This is a genomic window from Mesorhizobium sp. M0968 (genome assembly GCF_040319065.1).
Taxonomy (GTDB): Bacteria; Pseudomonadota; Alphaproteobacteria; order Rhizobiales; family Rhizobiaceae; genus Mesorhizobium.
Genome location: NZ_JAMYNL010000106.1, coordinates 1 through 512, shown reverse-complemented (window position 1 = coordinate 512; position 512 = coordinate 1). Strand labels below are relative to the sequence as shown.

1 protein-coding gene and 1 pseudogene are annotated in these 512 nt (G+C 63.1%); both read left to right on the top strand.

Annotated features, from left to right (window positions below; all coding sequences use genetic code 11):
- On the top strand, window positions 1–313 hold a 313-nt coding region (locus tag NKH67_RS34110), incomplete at its 5' end, for a Mu transposase domain-containing protein (RefSeq protein WP_502893858.1).
- A pseudogene (locus NKH67_RS34105) lies at window positions 310–512 on the top strand (AAA family ATPase); the annotation flags it as partial. The gene NKH67_RS34110 and the pseudogene NKH67_RS34105, both read left to right, overlap by 4 nt.

The window sequence follows — 512 nt, the reverse complement described above, 5'->3', positions numbered from 1 at the left end:
CATGGTCAGCGTCGGCGGCAATTTCTACAGCGTGCCCGACGCCACCAGGCGCCGTGTCGTCGAGGTACACACGCTGGCCGAAGAGGTTCGCATCTTCGAGGACGGCGCGCTGATTGCCACCCATCCCATTCTAGAAGGTCGGCACCAGCGTCATGTCGAGCCCGGGCATCGCAACATCCACGTCCACAAGCGCCGACAAAGACTGAGGAACGACGAGGTCATCCTTCATGGCTCAGGCGACAGGGTCGCTCAGCGCCCGTTGGCCTTCTACGATGCCGTCGCCCGGGTGATGGCGAAGGAGCAGCGTCCATGACGAATGCGCTCGATACCACGCCATCCACAATCGACCGGATCCGCCACGATCTCGTCGGCCTGAAGATGCCACGAGCGCTCGAAGCGCTCGATCATATCGTGCGCCGGCTCGAGCAAGGCGAGATCGCCGCCCTCGAAGCCATGGACATCCTCCTCTCGGAAGAGTTGACCCTGCGCGAGAACAGCCGGATCAAGACGGC